The organism is Streptosporangium brasiliense, from assembly GCF_030811595.1.
GTDB classification, from domain to species: domain Bacteria; phylum Actinomycetota; class Actinomycetes; order Streptosporangiales; family Streptosporangiaceae; genus Streptosporangium; species Streptosporangium brasiliense.
Window position 1 is genome coordinate 5753856 of the sequence record NZ_JAUSRB010000002.1, and the last position, 17010, is coordinate 5770865.

Annotated in this window: 16 protein-coding genes; 8 read left to right on the forward strand and 8 right to left on the reverse strand. The window is 74.6% G+C overall.

From position 1 onward, the window contains the following. Positions 1-43: 43 nt before the first annotated feature. Entirely contained in the window at positions 44-586 is a 543-nt protein-coding gene (locus J2S55_RS34810) for a TetR/AcrR family transcriptional regulator (protein ID WP_306869698.1), read from the reverse strand. An 84-nt stretch (positions 587-670) separates the two neighbouring features. On the opposite strand from J2S55_RS34810, the gene J2S55_RS34815 reads away from it, so the two are divergent. Both J2S55_RS34815 and J2S55_RS34820 read left to right on the forward strand, forming a co-directional pair. Continuing rightward, positions 671-3184 (forward strand): molybdopterin-dependent oxidoreductase, encoded by a 2514-nt coding sequence (locus J2S55_RS34815; RefSeq protein ID WP_370879725.1) that lies wholly within the window; start codon positions 671-673, stop codon positions 3182-3184. Next, positions 3181-4125 (forward strand): FAD binding domain-containing protein, encoded by a 945-nt coding sequence (locus J2S55_RS34820; RefSeq protein ID WP_306869699.1) that lies wholly within the window; start codon positions 3181-3183, stop codon positions 4123-4125. Before J2S55_RS34815 ends, J2S55_RS34820 begins: the two co-directional genes overlap by 4 nt. A gap of 12 nt (positions 4126-4137) precedes the next feature. Here the strand turns inward: J2S55_RS34820 and J2S55_RS34825 are convergent, their stop codons facing one another. From J2S55_RS34825 to J2S55_RS34835, 3 genes are all read right to left on the reverse strand, one after another. Beyond that, positions 4138-5385, reverse strand: coding sequence for a serine hydrolase domain-containing protein (locus J2S55_RS34825; RefSeq protein WP_306869701.1), 1248 nt, complete (start codon positions 5383-5385; stop codon positions 4138-4140). Between the two features lie 137 nt (positions 5386-5522). Further along, positions 5523-6197: a response regulator gene (locus J2S55_RS34830; protein ID WP_306869703.1), complete on the reverse strand. Its 675-nt coding sequence runs from the start codon at positions 6195-6197 to the stop codon at positions 5523-5525. Between the two features lie 34 nt (positions 6198-6231). Continuing rightward, positions 6232-7410: a sensor histidine kinase gene (locus tag J2S55_RS34835; protein WP_306869705.1), complete on the reverse strand. Its 1179-nt coding sequence runs from the start codon at positions 7408-7410 to the stop codon at positions 6232-6234. 168 nt (positions 7411-7578) lie between these two features. On the opposite strand from J2S55_RS34835, the gene J2S55_RS34840 reads away from it, so the two are divergent. Genes J2S55_RS34840 through J2S55_RS34850 form a run of 3 tightly spaced genes read left to right on the forward strand, consistent with a single transcriptional unit; the run spans position 7579 to position 10045 of the window. Beyond that, positions 7579-8484: an ABC transporter ATP-binding protein gene (locus tag J2S55_RS34840; RefSeq protein ID WP_306869706.1), complete on the forward strand. Its 906-nt coding sequence runs from the start codon at positions 7579-7581 to the stop codon at positions 8482-8484. Continuing rightward, complete coding sequence (locus J2S55_RS34845) at positions 8481-9278, forward strand: ABC transporter permease (protein WP_306869709.1); 798 nt, start codon at positions 8481-8483, stop codon at positions 9276-9278. Before J2S55_RS34840 ends, J2S55_RS34845 begins: the two co-directional genes overlap by 4 nt. After that, on the forward strand, positions 9275-10045 hold the full coding sequence (locus J2S55_RS34850; RefSeq protein ID WP_306869713.1) for an ABC transporter permease: 771 nt from the start codon (positions 9275-9277) through the stop codon (positions 10043-10045). The genes J2S55_RS34845 and J2S55_RS34850 overlap by 4 nt, the downstream gene beginning before the upstream one ends. A 47-nt stretch (positions 10046-10092) precedes the next feature. Here J2S55_RS34850 and J2S55_RS34855 read toward each other — a convergent pair whose 3' ends face one another. Together J2S55_RS34855 and J2S55_RS34860 are read right to left on the reverse strand one after the other, a co-directional pair. After that, entirely contained in the window at positions 10093-10668 is a 576-nt protein-coding gene (locus J2S55_RS34855) for a type 1 periplasmic-binding domain-containing protein (protein ID WP_306869715.1), read from the reverse strand. 95 nt (positions 10669-10763) lie between these two features. Then, positions 10764-11516 carry a 2OG-Fe(II) oxygenase gene (locus J2S55_RS34860; protein ID WP_306869716.1) on the reverse strand — a complete coding sequence of 251 codons (753 nt, stop codon included), beginning with the start codon at positions 11514-11516 and terminating at the stop codon, positions 10764-10766. 400 nt (positions 11517-11916) lie between these two features. On the opposite strand from J2S55_RS34860, the gene J2S55_RS34865 reads away from it, so the two are divergent. Beyond that, positions 11917-12603 carry an alpha/beta hydrolase gene (locus J2S55_RS34865; protein WP_306869718.1) on the forward strand — a complete coding sequence of 229 codons (687 nt, stop codon included), beginning with the start codon at positions 11917-11919 and terminating at the stop codon, positions 12601-12603. 133 nt (positions 12604-12736) lie between these two features. Here J2S55_RS34865 and J2S55_RS34870 read toward each other — a convergent pair whose 3' ends face one another. Continuing rightward, entirely contained in the window at positions 12737-13654 is a 918-nt protein-coding gene (locus tag J2S55_RS34870; RefSeq protein WP_306869720.1) for a maleylpyruvate isomerase family mycothiol-dependent enzyme, read from the reverse strand. 259 nt (positions 13655-13913) lie between these two features. Here J2S55_RS34870 and J2S55_RS34875 point away from each other — a divergent pair, with 259 nt between their 5' ends. Continuing rightward, positions 13914-14387: a hypothetical protein gene (locus J2S55_RS34875; RefSeq protein ID WP_306869723.1), complete on the forward strand. Its 474-nt coding sequence runs from the start codon at positions 13914-13916 to the stop codon at positions 14385-14387. Positions 14388-14417: 30 nt separating this feature from the next. Here the strand turns inward: J2S55_RS34875 and J2S55_RS34880 are convergent, their stop codons facing one another. After that, a complete protein-coding gene (locus J2S55_RS34880; RefSeq protein ID WP_306869725.1) occupies positions 14418-15809 on the reverse strand; it encodes an MFS transporter in 1392 nt (463 codons plus the stop codon). Positions 15810-15905: 96 nt separating this feature from the next. Here J2S55_RS34880 and J2S55_RS34885 point away from each other — a divergent pair, with 96 nt between their 5' ends. Next, positions 15906-16784 carry a LysR family transcriptional regulator gene (locus J2S55_RS34885; RefSeq protein WP_306869727.1) on the forward strand — a complete coding sequence of 293 codons (879 nt, stop codon included), beginning with the start codon at positions 15906-15908 and terminating at the stop codon, positions 16782-16784. Positions 16785-17010: the final 226 nt, after the last annotated feature.

A 17010-nucleotide genomic window follows, 5' to 3' on the forward strand; every position in this document is an offset into this window, starting at 1 on the left:
ACAGCGACCGGCGGGCGGCCGAGGATCGGACGGGGTGGAGACCTCACGGTCCCACGAGGGCGTCGATGACGTCCTCGTGGCTGATCCCCTTGTGGGCGAAGTGGCCGGCCGTGGCGAGCTCGGCCAGGCCGTGGGCGGTGGACAGCAGGGCCATCACCCCGGCCTTGGGGGCGGCCTGGCCGCCGGTGGCCTCCAGGTCCAGCGCGGCCATCACCTCGTCGATCGCCTTCTCCAGCTCCGGATGGTGGCCGATGAGGAACTCCGAGGCGAACACGAGCCGGTATTCGTTGCGGTGGCCCAGGGCGTACTCGACATAGCTGGTGTAGAAGGCCCGCAGCCGGTCTCGGCGGCCGGCCTCCTCCAGGACCGCTCCGGCGACGTGCGCGCTGAGGTCGACGATGACCCGGGCGGCGAGGGCGGCCAGCAGCGCGGTCTTGTCGGCGAAATGCCGGTAGGGGGCCATGCGGGACAGGCCGGTCAGGTCGCCGACCGCGCGCAGCGTCACGGCGTCGAGGCCCTCCTCGCGCAGCAGGCTCAGCGCGCTCTCGACGAGCCTGGTCCTGGTGTCGTCCACCACGTCGTTCACCCTCTCACACGCTCCCCTGTTGACATCGTCAACATAGTGTGCTGACACTGTCAACATGATGTTGACGACGTCAACAGGAGAGCTATGAAGATCATGCTGAACGGTGTCCCCGTTCTCGTGGACGCCGACCAGGACGACGTGACGGTGGACGTCCTGCGTGAGCGGCTCGGTCTCACCGGGGCCAAGGCCGCCTGCCGTACCGGGGTCTGCGGAGCCTGCACGGTCATGGTGGACGGCACGCCGCAGGCCGGCTGCCTGCTGCCGGCCGTCGCGGTGGAGGGACGGGAGGTCACCACCGCGGAGGGCCTGGACCATCCCGTCCAGCGGGCGTTCGCGGTCCACGACGGCCTGCAGTGCGGTTACTGCACCCCGGGGTTCGTGGTGGAGGCCGCCGCGTTCGTGGACCGCTGGCGCGCCGAGCACGGCGACACCACGCCACCGCGCGAGCGGATCGCCGCGGCGATGGCCGGGCACCTGTGCCGCTGCGGGGCCTACGAGGGCATCCACGCGGCGATCGCGGCCGCCTGCCGCGGCGAGCACGACGCCGCCACCGGGACGCCCGCGCGGGTGGAGGCGATGGACAAGATCACCGGCCGGGCCCGCTACACCACCGACATCCGCCTGGACGGCCAGCTCGAAGGCGTGATCATCCGTTCCACGGAGGCGCACGCCCGGGTCACCGGCGTCGAGGTGGACGGCCCGCACACCGTCGACCTGCTCCCGCCCGACCGGATCGTCCGATACGTGGGCCAGCCCGTCGCCGCCGTCGCCGCCCCCACCCTCCGCCAGGCGCTGGCCATCGCCGAAGGCGCGCGCGTCGCCTACGACCCGGTCCCCGCCGCCCTCGACGACGCGCCCGACGCCCCGCCCGTGTACGACGAGCGGAGCAGGAAGCACGCTCCCAGCTCCAGCGAGGGGCTGAACCTGCCAGGCGGCTGGAACGGCAACGTCAAAGGCCCCTTCGCCATGGCGGGCAGGCGCAGCCGTACCGCGCTGAACCGGATCGAGGCCGCGCGGCGCCGCGCCGACCCCCGCCTGGTGACCGGGACGTTCACCACGGCGGTGCAGGTGCACACCCCGCTGGAGCCGCACGCGTGCGTGGCCCGCTGGGACGGCCCCGGCGAGCTCCACCTGCACCTGTCCACCCAGACGGTGGGGCTGGCCGCCGAGCAGGTCGCCAGACGCTGGGGTCTCGCCGTGGACCGGGTCCACATCGTCGCCGACCACGTCGGCGGCGGTTTCGGCGCCAAGACGGGGGTCACCGCCGAGACGGTCGCGGCGGTCGAGCTCGCCCGGGTCTGCGGCGCGCCGGTGCGCGTGGTGCTGAGCCGCGCCGAGGAGCTCACCGACGCGGGGAACCGGCCCGGCACCCGGACCAGGCTCGCGCTGCTCACCGACGACAAAGGTGACCTCGCGGCCCTCGCCATGGACGTCCGCGGACGTGGAGGGGTGGCGGTCGGGTCGGCCGTCGCGGTGCTCGCCCGCCTCATGTACGGCACGGCGCCCCGGATGCTCCGCGACTCCGACGTCGTCACCAACGAGCCGCCCGGCACGCCGTTCCGCGGGCCCGGGGCGGCGCCCATGCTCTGGGCGCTGGAACAGGCCGTGGACGAGGCGGCCCACCGCCTGGACGAGGACCCGATCGCGCTGCGCCGCCGCTGGGACGGCAACCGCAAGCGCCACGCGCTCTACGACTGGGCGGCCGGCCTGCCGGTCTGGCTCGACAGGCCGCCGACCGGCTCGCAGACGGGCAGGTTCCGCCGGGGTGTCGGGGTGGCCGCCGCCAACTGGGCCTACATGCTCGATCCGGCCACCGAGGTCGAGCTGGAGGTCCAGGGGGACGTGGTCGTCGCCCGCACGACGGTCCAGGACATCGGGACCGGCACCCGCACCGTCATCGCCGGCGTCCTGGGCGAGGAGCTCGGCCTGCCCCCCGGGCGGATCCGCGTGGAGATCGGCAGGACCGGCGCCGTGCACGGCCCGCCCTCCATCGGCAGCCGCGCCACGGCCTCGGTGGCTCCGGCCGCGCGGGACGCCGCGCGGCGCCTGCGGGCGCAGGGCCTGGCCGACGGACGCAGAGTCGTGGGCAGGCGCCGCGGCGACCGGCGCGGCTACCTCACGCCCGTCGCGGTGGCCGGCATGGCGCTGGGCCGCGGGTTCAGCGGCTCCGTCCACGTCACCGAGGTCGAGGTCGACACCCGTCTGGGCGTGATCAGGCCGCTGCGGGTGTGGGCCGGGATCGCGGTCGGCCGCGTCTACGCCGAGCGGCTGGCGCGCAGCCAGTGCGAGGGCGGCGTCGTCCAGGGCATCGGCTACGCGCTGCACGAGGAGCGCCACGTCGACCCGGTGACGGGGGCCGTGCTGACCGCGAACCTGGAGGACTACCGGATCCCCGGGATCGGGGACACCCCGGAGATCACCGTCCACTTCCACCAGGACGGGTGGGACCACGTCAACGGCGGAGGCGTCGGGGTGGGCGAGATCTCCACGATCGGCGTGGCCGCCTCGGTCGGCAACGCCGTCCACAGCGCCACCGGCTGGCGCCCCCGTGACCTGCCTGTCCGGCCTGACCGGCTGCTCGAAGGGATCAGACGTTGACCGCCCCCACCGATCTCGGCCAGGCCGCCGGACACGCGGGCGAGTTCCGCGCGGGTGGCACCGACCTGATGGCCCGCCGCCCGGCCGGGCCGTACGTGGACCTGCACGGTCTCCCCGGCCTGTCCGGCCTCACCTGGCGGCCGGACGGCTCGGCCCGGATCGGCGCGCTGACCACGGTCGCGGAGCTGGCCGGCGACGCGCGGCTCCGCGCCGCCCATCCCTCCCTGGCGCTGACGGCGGAGGCCCTGGCCACACCCCAGATCCGGGCGGTGGCCACCGTCGGCGGCAACCTGCTCCAGCGCAACCGCTGCTGGTACTACCGCAACCCGTCCTTCTCCTGCCACCAGAACGGCGGTGACTCCTGCCCGGCCCGCGCGGGGCTCACCCTCTATTCCGCGGTGATCGAGACCGGCCCGTGCGTGGCCCCGCACCCGTCGTCGCTGGCGATGGCGCTGCTGGGGTGCGAGGCGTCCGTCGAGGTGCGCGACAGGGAGCCGTTCCCGGTCGGCGAGCTGTACGGCGACGGCTCCGATCCGGCCCGCGACCACCTGCTCGGACCGGGTGAGATCCTCGTCGCGATCGACCTGCCGCCGCCCGTGCCGGGGGAGCGGGCCGCCTACCACCGCGCGATCGGCAGGTCCGAGGCGGAGTGGCCGCTGGTGGAGGCGGTGGCGCGGCTGGTCCTGGCGGAGGGGAGGATCACCTCCGCCGCGGTGGCCGTGGGCGGCGTCGCCCGCGTCCCCCTGCGCCTGCCCGAGGTCGAGGAGGCGCTCCTGGCCGGTGAGCCCCTCGACCGCGCGGCCGGCCGGGCCGCCGCCCGATGTTCTCCGACGGCCCAGAACGGCTACAAGGTGGCGCTGCTCACCGGGACGGTCCTGGAGGTGCTGGAGCGCGCCTCAGGAGCGGCCGGGGCCGGTCCTGAGGCCGGCCCCCGGCGGTGAGCGCTCCGGGGCTCAGAAGTACTTCGGGAAGAGGTCGGTCGTCGGCCAGGTGGTGACCTTGCCGATCTCGGCGTTCATGCGCGGGCTGAGCACGTCGAAGTCGAGCGAGCCGGTCTCCTCCCGCCGGTTGAACAGGGCCGCGTAGGTGAAGCCGTTCTGCAGCCGGGCGAGGTAGGTGTAGGTCCCCGGCAGCGATCCGTTGTGCCAGGTGTTGAGGTGGCCGGGGACCTGGCGCACGTACCAGCCGCCGCCGTACCACCATCCGTCGCCGCTGACGCCGATCTCCGGCTTGGCGAACAGCTTGGCGATCGAGGTCGCGTCGAGCACCGGCCCGGCGGCGTCGAAGACCCGCGAGAACCGCACCAGGTCGACGGCGGAGGCCAGCCAGCCGCCGCCGGCTCCCCGGTTCTCCATGCTGAAGCCGCCGTAGGGAGCCGGCGTCACCGTGCCCGACTCGTCCATGACGGTCTTGCCGGTGTACTGGGAGGAGTAGACGACCTCGGTCGGCGCCGCCGCCGACCGCAGGGTGCGGCCGAGCCGCATCCGGGTGATGCCGACCGGGGCGAGGAGCTTCTGCTTGACGTAGGACTCGTAGCTCGTGCCGGAGACCTTCTCGATGATCCGGCCGAGCAGCATGTAGCCGTAGTTGCTGTAGGCCATGCGCGTACCCGGGGCGAAGTCCAGGGGCCGGCCGCCGGCATAGCGGATGATGTCGTCCTGGCTGAGCGGCAGCGGCACGTCCAGCGTGGCGGAGATCTGGTGGTCCAGATACAGGTAGTCGTTCGAGATGTCCCGGTCCCAGCCGCCCAGGTGCTGCATCAGGCGGAGCACGGTGACCTGCGCGAGGCGCGGGTCGGCCTCGGCCGACAGGCCGAGCAGCGTGGTGACCGGCGCCGACAGGCTGAGCTTGCCGTCCTGGACCAGCCGCATGACCGCCGCGGAGGTGATGTGCTTGCTCAGGCTGGCGATACGGAACAGCGAGGTCGGGTCCACCGACGGCAGGGCCTGCGTGCCGTCCGAATACCGGTAGCCGCGGGCCAGGACGAGCTTGCCGTTCTTGATGATCGCGAGCTGCGCGCAGGAGATGTCGCGCTCTTTGACGTAGGTCTTCATGACATTGTCGAACCCGGCCAGTGCCGCCGGGGCGATGCCCGTGGTGGTCAGGACCGGCGCGGACGCCGCCTGGGCGGGCCGGACGCCCAGAGCCACGGCGGGCACGGAGACCGCGCCCGCCTTGAGCAGGTTCCGGCGGCTGAGCATCGTCACTTCTGTCCCCCAAGTCACATGCGTACAAGAAGGGCAGCATTTTACGGATATTTTGGTCTTTAGGGGCGGTTCTCCGCTTTCCCGGCATGCCCGCCGTACAAGATCGCAGGGCGGGCCCGCCCGAGGGTCCCTCAGCGTGGCCGGCGCGGCGCCGCCGAGACCAGGCCGGTCTCGTAGGCGACGATGACGAGCTGGGCGCGGTCGCGGGCGCCGAGCTTGCCGAGCAGCCGGCCGATGTGCGTCTTCACCGTCGCGAGGCTGAGGTTCAGATGGCCGGCGATCTCGGTGTTGGACAGCCCCCGGGCGATGAGCGTGAGCACGTCGCGCTCCCGGCCGGTGACGCCGTCGAGCTCCCGGACGGGTGGTTGCGACGGCTCGGGGCGCCTGGCGAACTCGGCGATGAGGCGGTGCGTGACCGTCGGCGCGAGCAGCCCCTCGCCGGCGGCCACGACGCGGATCGCCGTCAGCAGCTCGCCGGGCGGCGTGTCCTTGAGCAGGAAGCCGCTGGCTCCCGCCCGCAGCGCCGCGTAGACGTATTCGTCCAGGTCGAACGTGGTGAGCATCAGGACGCGCACGCTCGCGGTGTCGGCCGAGCCGCAGATGCGCCGGGCCGCCTCGATGCCGTCCATCTCCGGCATGCGCACGTCCATGAGCACCACGTCCGGCTGCTCGCTGCGGGCCAGGGCGACGGCCTCGGCGCCGGTCCCGGCCTCGCCGACCGCCGTCAGGCCCGGTGCGGTGTCCACCAGGAGCCGGAAGCTGCCGCGGAGCAGGGCCTGGTCGTCGGCGACCAGCACGCGGATCACGCCGTCCTCCCGCTGAGCCGATGGACTCACCCCTTCACCCGTCCTCGCCGTACGGCAGCCGCGCCGACACCCCGAACCCGCCCTCCGGCCGCCGCCCGGCCGTGAAGGTCCCGCCGTACATGATGACCCTCTCACGCATCCCGATCAGCCCGTGGCCCTGACGGCCGGGCAGGACCCGGTGGCCCGGTCCGTCGTCGGTCACCTCGACCCGCACCTCCCGCCCGTCCGCCTCGACCGCCACCCGGCACCGCGCCGGGGCGGCGTGCCTGACCACGTTGGTCAGGGCCTCCTGCACGATCCGGTAGACCGACAGCCCGACGCCCTCGGGCAGCGCGGCCGCGGTGACGTCCAGGTCGACGCGGACGCCGGCCATCGCCGCCCGGCCGGCCAGCTCGGGCAGGCCGTCGAGGCCCGGGGCGGGGGAGAGGCCGGAGACCGTGTCCGGCGCCGCGCCGGGGCCGGAACGCATCACACCCAGCAGGTGACGCATCTCGGTGAGCGCTCCCCGGCTGGTGGCCTCGATGACGCGCAGCGCGTCCCTGGCCTCCTCCGGCCGGGCCTCCGCGACGTGGTTGGCGATCCCCGCCTTGACCGCGATGAGGCTCATGCTGTGCGCGACGACGTCGTGCAGCTCGCGCGCGATGCGCAGGCGCTCCTCGGTGACCGCCCGGTCGGCGAGCTGCTCGGCCGAGCGCGCCGCGTACGCGCGCCGCTCCCGCACGGCACGGCCGACCGTCCAGGTGCAGCCGAGGAACGCCGCGCCCGCGACCAGGGCGCCGAGGGGGCGCGCCCATCCGGCCGGGGTGGGACTGCCCGCCAGCGACAGCATCAGGAAGGCCGCCGCGCCGCACACGCCGATCGCGACCGTGGGCTCCCACCGGCGCCTGGGACGGGTGAGCGCGACGGGGTAGAGCGCGAAGGCCGCCGCGGCGAATCCGTCGTGCGCCAGGCCCAGGGAGAACGACACCAGGGACGCGCCGAGGACGAGACCGAAGACCGGCAGCGGCCACAGCCGCCGTACGGCGAGCGCCGCCCCGATCCCGGCCGGCAGCAGGCACTGCGCCCACAGCTGCGTCCCCGCCGCCGGCCGCGCGATCGCCGACAGCAGGAACGCGATCACATACACCGTCCCGGCCAGCGCATCGAGGGCGACGAGCTGGCCGCGGCTCCACCTGCGCAGGAGCAGCGAGCCGTCCACGTCGAGATCGTCCACACCGAGACGCTACCGGCCCGGCTCCGGCTCCGGCCTCCACCCGGAGGACGTCATCCTCGGGTATGACCCGCCCCGGACGGCACCGCCGCCGCCGGACCCAGGTCCGACGGCGCGATCCCGGCCGTGGTCCGACGCGCCGCCGGCCCGCCGTACGGGACCCTCGACGGCATGATCGAAGTCAAGGAGCTGACCAAACGCTACGGCGCGACCGTCGCGGTGGACGGGCTGTCGTTCCGGGTGGAGCCGGGACAGGTGACCGGCTTCCTGGGGCCGAACGGCGCAGGGAAGTCGACCACGATGCGGGTCCTGCTCGGCCTGGACGCCCCCGGCTCGGGCGAGGCGCTCGTCAACGGGCGCCGCTACGCCGCGATCCGGCACCCGATGCGCGAGGTGGGCGCGCTGCTCGACGCCGCGGCCGTGCACGGCGGCCGCAGTGCCTTCGACCACCTGCGCTGGCTGGCCCGGAGCAACCGCATCGGGGTGCGCCGGGTGACGGAGGTGCTGGAGCAGGTGGGCCTGGCCGGGGCCGCCCGCAGGCGGGTCGGCGGGTTCTCCCTCGGCATGCGGCAGCGGCTGGGGATCGCCGCGGCGCTGCTCGGCGACCCGGGTGTGCTGATGTTCGACGAGCCGGTCAACGGGCTGGACCCGGAAGGGGTGCGGTGGATCCGCCACCTGATGCGCTCGCTGGCCGCGGAGGGACGCACCGTCCTGCTCTCCAGCCATCTGATGAGCGAGATGGCGCTCACCGCCGACCGTCTCGTCGTCATCGGGCGCGGCCGGCTGATCGCCGAGACCTCGGTCCAGGACCTGGCCGGCCGCTTCGAACGGGGCGTGCTGGTGCGCTCCCCGCGCGCGGCGGAGCTGACCGCGGTGCTCCGCGCCGCCGGGGCGACGGTCCTGGCGGAGCCGGACGGAGGGCTGACGGTGAAGGGGCTCGAGGTGACGGAGATCGGCGACCTGGCCGCCGGGCACGGGCTCGCGGTGCACGAGGTGACGCCGCGCAGCGCCTCCTTGGAGGAGGCGTACCTGGAGCTCACCGGCGACGGCGTCGAGCATCGGGCGGCCGGGCGATGACCGGCGCGCTCGCGTCCGAGTGGCTGAAGCTCCGCTCCGCCCGTTCCACCTGGTACGTCCTCGGCGCGGTCGTGGCCTCCGTCCTGCTCATGGCGGTCTTCACCCGCTACGTGGTGAACCTGTGGGAGGGCCTGCCGGCCGAGCGCCGGGCCGGGCTGCGGGCCGCGGAGCCGGAGCGGCTCGTCCTGCTGCCCGTGCAGATCTGCGCGGCGGTGCTCGGCGTCCTCACGATCACCTCGGAGTACGCCACCGGCATGATCCGCACCAGCCTCGTGGCGGTGCCGCGGCGCGGCGCGGTGCTGGCGGCGAAGGCCGTGGCCGTGGCCGCCGTCGCCCTCGCCGCCGGGCAGGCGAGCGTGTTCGCGGCGTTCTTCGCCGGCCGGGCGGTCGTCGGGGACCGCCCCATCCACGGTTTCACGGCGCCGCTAGCCGGAGAGCTCCCCGAGATGCTGGCCACCGGGCTGTCGCCGATGGTGCTCGCCCTGGTGGGGCTCGGCCTGGGCACCGTCCTGCGCTCCACCGCGGGGGCGGTCACCTGCGTCGTCGTACTGCTGTACGTGGTCCCGAGGTTCGCGGTCGCGCTGCCCGCGCCCTGGAACGCCAGGGTCGGCTCGGTGCTGCTGGAGGACCTGACACGGCAGCTCGCGGGCGAGGTCCCCATGGCGGTCGGCCTCGGGAGGGCGGGCGCGGGGATCGGCCTGTCCCCGCCGGCGGCGCTGGCGGTGATGGCCCTGTACGTCGTCGTCGCGCTCGGTGCGGCGGCCGCCGTACTCGGCAGGAGGGACGTCCGGTGACCGACGTGCTCGCGGCCGAGTGGCTGAAGCTCCGCTCCGTCCGCTCCACCTGGTACGTCCTCGGCCTGGTCGCCCTGGCCGTGCCGGTGGCCGCCTTCCTGGCGCTGCAGGGCGTGAACGGCTGGGACGGCCTGCCGCCCGAGCGCCGGACGCGCTTCCAGGCGCCGCCCGTCGAGCAGGTCCTCCTGCCGCTCGTCCAGCTGTGCATGGGCGTCCTCGCCGTGCTGTCGATCACCTCGGAGTACGCCACCGGAACGATCCGCGCCAGCCTCGCGGCCGTGCCGCGCCGCCGGAGGGTGCTCGCCGGGAAGGCGGTGGTCGTCGCCGGGATCTCCCTCCTCGGCGGCCTGCTGTTCCTGGCCGGGGCGTTCGCCGCCGGCCGGGCGGTCGTCGGCGACCGGCCGCTGAGCCCCGGCTACGTGACCCCGCCCGAGGCGGAGATCCCGATGCTGCTCGCCTCCGGCCTGTCGGTGGCCGTGGTGGCACTCGTCGGCCTGGGCCTGGGGGCGGTCCTGCGCTCGGCCGCCGGGGCGATCGTCACCGTCAGCGCGCTGCTGTTCGTGCTCCCCGTGGTGGCGGCCCTGCTGCCCGCCCCGTGGGGCGGCCGGGCCGGCTCGGTGCTGCTGCCCGATCTCGCGGGGCAGCTCGTGGACCACCCGTCCGCCGTGGGAGACCTCCCGCCGCTCGGGGCGCTGGCGGTGCTGGCGGCGTACGTGGTCGCCGCCCTGGGCGCGGGAGCCGCCGTGCTGACCCGCAGGGACGCCTGACCCGCGGGCCCGCGTCCCCGGGCGGCTCCTCCCCACGGCCGGCCCGGTCATCGGGGGCCCTCGTCAGGGTGCGGGTAGTAGGTGATCAGGCCGCGGCCGATCCGCCAGGTGCTGCCGTCCGCCGCCACCCCGCGCATGTCCTCCAGCGTGGCCGGTCCGGCCAGCTCCACGACCCGCACGTCGCCCAGGCAGGCGAAGGCGTAGGTGCGCCGCGGCTGCCAGCCGGTGCTGTGCCGCAGCCGGCGGCTCATCTGCGCCCATCCCAGCGCGGCGCCGGCCACCACCCACGCGTCGGGATCGCCGGCGGCGAACCGCCGCGCCGGGCGCAGCCAGGACGCGGCCTCCTCGGGCCAGTCGACGACTGCCAGCACGGTTCCGCCCGCGGCCTCCCAGCTCCGGACGAACGCCTGGGCCGCCGCCCGGGAGGCGGCGTCGCGCCCGTGGCCGACGGTGACCGTCTCGATCCGCGGCCGGGCCGCGGTCAGCTGCTCCACCAGCGCCGCCACCTCGGCGGCGGTGTGCCCGGCCGGCTGCGCCGGAGCCGCCGCCCGCGCGGCGGGGAGGGGACGGACCAGCGGTGAACGCGGCCGGGTGGCTCTTCCGGTGCCCGCGATGATTGTCATGTCGTGTGCTCCCTGTAGGGGCGCCTGCCGGCGCCCGGCGACGTGCGGGGCCGGACCTGTCGTGGGCCGGAGGGCCGTACGGTGACCGTCCCCCTTCACGCGGCGTCGTGGAAGACCAGGCCCAGGGTGTGACGGGTGCCCGAGCGGATGGTGCTGACCCCGTGGCGGACCGGGGCGGCCGACCAGCCGCGCGCCGACTCCACCGGGCGGTCACGGGTGGTGAAGACCAGGCCGTGGCCCTGCCGCAGCAGCGTCGAGGTGCCCCGGGACTGGGCGCGGGGCCGCTGCTCGACCATCAGGAACTCCCCGCCGGTGTGGTCGACGCCGGGCTCGTCCAGGCCGATGACGACCTGCAGGGGGAAGACGAGGTCGCCGTACAGGTCGCGGTGGAGGGCGTTCCAGTCGCCCTGGCGATAGCGCAGCAGGATCGGCGTCGGCTTGGTCTGTCCCGCCGCGTGGCACATCTCCAGCCACTCGTCCAGGCTGTCGGGCCAGGGCGCGCTCCTGCCGAGCTTGGCGGCCCAGTCGCGGGCGATGGGCAGCAGCCGCGGATAGAACGCCTGCCGCAGCCGCTGCACCAGGTCGGGGAACGGGCTGTCGAAGTAGCGGTACTGCCCGGATCCGAACCGGTAGCGGGCCATGTCGACCGTGGAGCGGAAGAGTCCGGCCTCCTCGTACAGTCCGGAGACGCTCGCGCACTCGGCCGGGGTCAGCAGCGGCGGGGTCAGGGCGCACCCGTAGGCGTTGACCTCCGCTGTCAGCGCGGGCCAGTCGATCTGGTCGACGGGGGTGGTGGCGCGGGCCCGCGGGCCCGCGGTGACGTCGGCCCGCCGGGATGCGGTGCTCATGGGGTGGCCTCCAGTGTCTGCGGGGTCTTCTCGGCGTCGGATGCCGCCGGCGGCGGCCACGGGGCGGGTTCCGCGTGCTCCGCGCGTCGCCCCGTGCGTGGTTCCCCCTCCTCCGGAGGGGTGTCTGGTCCCATGTCCGGTAAACGTCCCAGGCCGGTGAGATGTGAGGTCCCGATCTCGGCGCCCGTGTACGGACTGGTCGTCTCGCGAGAGGCGGATCGTGCGAGCCGGCGCCGGCTCTCAGGCCTCCGTCCACGGCGGCTACGACCTGGACCAATTCTTCAGGCGATTGACTGTTGGCGTTGACCGCGCCGCAGGAATACCGCAGGGGTGCGGAGGTGAGGTGACGCAGCCAAGTGGCTCGCACCCGGCCTGCGCCGTTTCATGAACGGAGCGATCCATGGCCATCAAGAATGTGGTTCTCGTCCACGGCGCGTGGGGTGACGGCTCGCACTGGCGCGGGGTGATCCCCTTGCTCGCGGCGCGCGGCTATACCGTCACCGCAGTGCAGAACCCGCTCACCTCGCTGGATGACGACATCCACCGTACCCGTACCCTCCTGAACGCGCAGGACGGGCCGGTCCTGCTGGTCGGCCACTCCTACGGCGGAGCGGTCATCGGCGGCGCGGGCCACGCCCCCAACGTCGCCGGCCTCGTCTATGTCGCCGCGTTCGCGCCCGACGCGGACGAGAATCTGGGCGGCCTGCTGGCCCGTGACGGCGGCCCGGTCCCGGAGGGTTTCCTGAAGCCGGACGCCGACGGGTTCCTGTGGATCGACTTCGAGGCGTTCCCCGACGCCTTCGCCCAGGACCTCGATCCGACGGACGCTCTGGTGATGGCACGTACCCAGAAGCCGATCGCCGCGCGCTGCTTCGAGGACAGGGCCGGTGCTCCGGCATGGCGGGACAAGCCCGCCTGGTACCAGGTCTCCTCCCAGGACCGTATGATCCCGCCGGTCACCGAGGCTTGGATGGCCGAACGCATGAACGCACGCGCGACCGTGACCCTGGACGCCGGACACGCCTCGCTCGCCTCACACCCGCAGGACGTCGCAGCCCTGATCGACCAGGCCGCGACGGCCCTGTAGCCCGGTACGGCCGGAACCCAAGGAGGAGCCGCGACCGGTCGACGCGATCGAACACCGCCGCCAGGTCCGCGTCGAGAATCCAGACTCGCCGGGCCGTCCCCGTTCCGGCACCGCCGTACGGCCCGGCCGCAGGTCAGGGAGCCGGAGCGGCGTCCGCCCCGGCGGGGGCGCCGCCGGGCTGGGGCCCCGGATACCGGGTGGCCGGCAGGCGCACGGTGCGCAGGAACGCGGGCAGCAGCCATGGCCGGCGCCCCCGGACGGCCACCTTGCCGGTCAGCGCGGCCCGCGCCCTGCTGACCCGGCCGAACAGCATCAGGTTGAGCGTCACCGGGTCGAAGGACAGCCGTACGTCGGCGCCGCGCCCCGGCCCCTCGACCGAGACCCGGCCGTCGCGCAGCACCAGCGTCACGGGGGTGGTGTGCCTGGAGCGGAACTCGACCGCGATACGGCGCTCCCGCGGTGGCTCGTCCGTCTCCAGCAGCCGCCCGACGTCGTGACGCACCATCCCGATGACGAACAGCTCGAAGAACAGCGCGGCGTCCCGCGCCGGTATCACCCAGCGCGCCCCGATGGCCCGGGCGATGTCGCGCCCGTGGATCAGCAGCTCGTTGAGCAGGTGGGCGAGCACTCCGGCGACGGGGACCCGCGAGCCGCCCAGCCAGGTCACCGGCTCCGCGGGGTCGAGGCCGTCGCTGACCCGCAGCAGGCGGTCGATGTCGGTGCGCAGCCGGTGGGCGAGCAGCCGCGGGTCCCGCTCGGTGAAGCTGCGCAGGGTCAGGTCGTTGAGCTCGCCGACGGTGTCCACGGTGGTGGCCAGGAGCCGGTCCTCGACGGCGAAGGCCGGGAGCGGGACGGCGCCGGGCCGGACGACGGAGACATACATCGAGGCGATGGCGGCCACGTGGGCGGCGGTGTCGGCCACCGACCAGTCGGCGGTCGCCCGGGCCTGGGGCTCGCGCGTGGTGGCCACCATTTCGGCGAACCGGTCGCCGGTCTGTCTGACGGCGGCGCGTGTCGCCTTCCACTGGTCGTGCGTGATGGGTGCGGTCACGCTCTTCCCCTCCTCCGGGGAGCATCTCGCGGCAGCCGCCCGGTATGGGTCCCGGGGCGCGTTCCGCGGGCGCGGCCGGCCCCTGGACCGCGCTCGCGGCCACGTTGTCAGGGGCAGGGACACGGCCACGCTAACACCCGGCCGGCGCGGCGCGGTTATCCCGTTGTGCGCTGCCGCGAGCGGACGGCGGGCGCGCCTGGCAGTACGCGCGCCCCCCACTGACAGTAGATGTCAGTGGGGGGCGCCTAAGGTCCGGGCCATGGCTTTCATCGAGAAGAACCTGCGCTCCCTCGCCCCCGTCACGCTCGGCGGCAGGCCGTACAAGCGCTACCACGTCGACCGCGAGGGGCACGAGATCGAGCCCGAGGTGGAGAAGGCCGCCTACGCGTACGCCCCGCGGCTCGTGCCCGCGCTCGCCGACGACTCGCCCGCCGGGTGGACCGTGCTGCACAGGGGCGGCGACAGCGGGGCCTACCTGCTGGTCTACACGTGGGTGTGGGACAACGTGATCGAGATCCACACCGCGGCCGCGGGGCAGCCCGCGATCGGCTGCCCCGACGAGGACCCGGCGAACTTCGTGACGCTGGAGCGGCCGTGGATCGGCTGCGTCTGGGAGTTGCCGCCGCTGGAGCACGAGCGCGGCGCGTTCGTCCGCCACATGCTGGCGCCCGACGTCGCCGACCTCGACGCCTACCTCGCCGACGTACGGCCGGCGGGGCGTGTGGGGCTCTGAACAGCTCCGCGTGCGGGGGGCGGGCCGCCGTCAACGGCGGTCCGGGCGGACCGTCCGGACCGCGAACCAGATACCGGCCGCGGCGCACGCCGGCGCCGGGAGCAGGAGCGCGGCCGCCGACGCGATCGTGACGTCCTGGCCGGCGAGAGCGCCCATGGCCGCGACCCCGATCGCGGCACCGGCCTGACGGACGGCGTTGAGCAGTCCTCCGGCGGCTCCGGCCGTTCCTTCCGGTGCGGCGCCGATGACGGCGGAGACCAGGGCGGGCAGCACGAGCGACACACCGAGACCGGTGAGCAGCAGGCCGAGGGCCAGCCACCGGTAACCGGCGCCCGCCCAGGCCGCCCCGCCGAGTGCGACGGCGCCGGCGGTGAGCAGCGCCGTCCCCGACAGGACGGGCGGCCGCGGGCCGAAACGCGCCACGATCCGGCCGGTCACCGGCGGGCCGAACACGAACGGCAGGGTGAGCGGCAGGAACGCCAGGCCGGTGGCGAGCGCGCCGAAGTGGCGGTCCTGCTGGAACAGCAGCGGCAGCACGAACAGGTTCCCGCTGAGGACGGAGTTCGCCGCCGCGCCGACGGCGAGTCCGGCCCGCACGCCCGCACTGCGCAGGAGTTCCCGGTTGAGCACGGGGGCCGTGCTGCGCCGTTCCAGGACCACGAACAGGGCCGCCCCGAGCACGGCGGCCGCCGCCGACCCGGCCGCGTGCGCCCAGGAACGCGCGCCGGCGGCGACGAGCGCGTCGGTGGACAGCGCCAGTACCGCGCAGGCCGCCAGCTGCGCCGTCCAATCGATGCGGCGCTCGCCGCGCGGGCAGCGGACCGTCCGCCCGGCCGTCAGCGTCAGCACCAGCACGGTGATCGGCACGTTGATCAGGAAGATCGCCCGCCAGCCCGCCAGCTCGACCAGGACGCCGCCGGCGATCGGACCTGCGGCCACCGCGCTACCGCTGACGGCCGCCCAGGCCGCCACAGCACGGGTGCGCTCGGCCGGGCCGGGGTAGAGCCGGGCGATCATCGCCATTGAGGCGGGCACACAAGCCGCCGCGGCGGCGCCGAGCACCATCCGCAGCACGATCAGCGGTCCCAGCGCCGGAGCGAGGGCCGACAGCAGCGAGCCGAGGCCGAACACCGTGACACCGAGGCGGAAGACCCGGTGCGCGCCGTAACGGTCGGCGACGGCGCCGGCGGACAGGAGCAACGCGCCGAACACCACCGTGTAGCCCGTGGTCGCCCACTGCAGGCCGGTGACCGAGGCGTGCAGCGAGGCAGCGAGATCCGGTTCGGCGACCGAGAGCACAGTCATGTCCAGCAGCACCATGAAGTAGCCAAGGGAGATGCCCGACAGCGCGAACCCCCGACGGCCGGCCGGCGCAGGCCCCTGAACACGCCTGTCCCGCGCGGAGGGGTGAAAAATGGTCATGGCCCCCACTGTCCGGGGGCGGCCCGGCCGCCTCCACCGGCGCGGCCGCACGCTCCGTTCGGAAATTCCGAACGCCCGCCGGGGGTTGAGGGGATCATGGAGCTTCGCCAACTGAGGACCTTCGAGGCGGTGGCACGTCACAGGACGGTGACCGACGCCGCCGTCGCCCTGGAGATGGCGCCCTCCAGCGTCTCCCAGCAGATCCGCACCCTGGAGAACTCACTGGGGGTGACGCTGTTCGAACGGACGGCCAGGGGGATGAGCCTGACCGGTCCGGGCGAGCGGCTGCTGGGCTGGGCCCGCCGCCTGCTGGACCAGGCCGAGCGGGCGCGCCGCGAGGTGACCGGAGAGCCGGGGGAGCTGCGGCTGGGCGCGCTGGAGACCATCGCCGCCACCCAGGTGCCGCGGGTGCTGGCCAGGCTCGCCGGACGCCAGCCCGACCTGCGCCTCCAGGTCCGTCCGAGTGCGAGCCGTGACGACCTGCTCGCCGACGTGGCCGCCGGACGGCTGGAAGCCGCACTGCTGCTGGACCTCGGCGACGCGCTGGGAGATCTCGGGTTCCCCGCACCGCCCGCGCCGCTGACCTTCCTCGACGTCGGGACGGTGCCGCTCGTGCTGGTCGCGGCGCCCGGCCACCGGCTGGCCGGGCGTCCGCGCGTGGTCCCCGGCGACCTGGCCGGTGAACGGCTGCTGGTCAACGTGCCGAACTGTTCCTTCCTGATGGCCGCCGACAGGGCCATCGGACCGGTCCCGGAACGGGTGCGGGCCGGCGGGGTCCCGGTGATGCGCGCCTGGGCCGAACAGGGCCTGGGCGTCTCGCTCCTTCCCCGGTTCGCGGTGTCGGCCGCGCTCGAGGCCGGCACGCTCACCGAGCTCGCCTTCGCCGCCCCGGAGCTGAGCCTGCGGCTCGTCTGGCGAGGTGACAGGGAGGACCTCCCCGGGCTGCGCGAGGTCCTGTACGCCGCCAGCGCCTGAGCCGGAGGCCGGAGCCACCCGCCGGGGCTCGCCCGGCGGCGGCGCCGCGACCGCGGCCCCGGCGGCCCTCACACGTCGCCGGGATCCCGCGGCGGCACCGCGCCGGGCTCAGGGCACTCGCGCTCCGGCCGGCGCGTTGTCCCCGGTGAAGGGTCCCCGCGCGGGGCCGGCCGCCCACGGTCGGTTAACGTTGCCGACAAATAGCCTTAATCGGCTCCGGAGCGGC

Bases quoted from the DNA above. Each gene is read 5' to 3' on its own strand.
- J2S55_RS34840 (WP_306869706.1), top strand. From the start codon at position 7,579: ATGATCGAAGTCAAGGAGCTGACCAAACGCTACGGCGCGACCGTCGCG.
- J2S55_RS34880 (WP_306869725.1), bottom strand. From the start codon at position 15,809: ATGACCATTTTTCACCCCTCCGCGCGGGACAGGCGTGTTCAGGGGCCT.
- J2S55_RS34855 (WP_306869715.1), bottom strand. From the start codon at position 10,668: ATGACAATCATCGCGGGCACCGGAAGAGCCACCCGGCCGCGTTCACCG.
- J2S55_RS34845 (WP_306869709.1), top strand. From the start codon at position 8,481: ATGACCGGCGCGCTCGCGTCCGAGTGGCTGAAGCTCCGCTCCGCCCGT.
- J2S55_RS34860 (WP_306869716.1), bottom strand. From the start codon at position 11,516: ATGAGCACCGCATCCCGGCGGGCCGACGTCACCGCGGGCCCGCGGGCC.
- J2S55_RS34885 (WP_306869727.1), top strand. From the start codon at position 15,906: ATGGAGCTTCGCCAACTGAGGACCTTCGAGGCGGTGGCACGTCACAGG.
- J2S55_RS34825 (WP_306869701.1), bottom strand. From the start codon at position 5,385: ATGCTCAGCCGCCGGAACCTGCTCAAGGCGGGCGCGGTCTCCGTGCCC.
- J2S55_RS34875 (WP_306869723.1), top strand. From the start codon at position 13,914: ATGGCTTTCATCGAGAAGAACCTGCGCTCCCTCGCCCCCGTCACGCTC.
- J2S55_RS34865 (WP_306869718.1), top strand. From the start codon at position 11,917: ATGGCCATCAAGAATGTGGTTCTCGTCCACGGCGCGTGGGGTGACGGC.
- J2S55_RS34815 (WP_370879725.1), top strand. From the start codon at position 671: ATGAAGATCATGCTGAACGGTGTCCCCGTTCTCGTGGACGCCGACCAG.